A 365-nucleotide genomic window follows, 5' to 3' on the forward strand; every position below is an offset into this window, starting at 1 on the left:
GGATGGCGTCCCGCCGAGTGGTGTAGCCGATCACGGGTAGGGCGTGCGCCTGGGGGCGTGTGACAGCCGGGCTTCCGCTCCCTGTCTGTGAGCGGGCCTCCGTGCAACTCTCCGTAGAGAAATGCCAGTTCAACACGGAGGTGCCACGGTGGCCCTGTCCCAGCATGACCTACTGCGGCCCGCACCGACGTGGTCCAGGTCTTCCCGAACGACGACGCACTCCTGCGATTAGCGACCGCCGTGCTGTTCGAGCTGCACGACGAATAGATCGCCTTCCCCCGCCGCTACCTGCCCGAGGGCAGCATGGACCAGATCTACCCCAGCGAGCTCCCCGAACGCGCCTCCACGCTACCCAACACCACGAA

The 365-nt window shown here is 66.3% G+C and carries 1 pseudogene; it reads left to right on the forward strand.

The features are described from left to right. Positions 1–180: 180 nt before the first annotated feature. A pseudogene (locus tag IF89_RS50125) lies at positions 181–365 on the forward strand (IS256 family transposase); the annotation flags it as partial.

Source organism: Streptomyces sp. NRRL F-2664 (genome assembly GCF_000719345.1).
GTDB lineage: Bacteria > Actinomycetota > Actinomycetes > Streptomycetales > Streptomycetaceae > Streptomyces.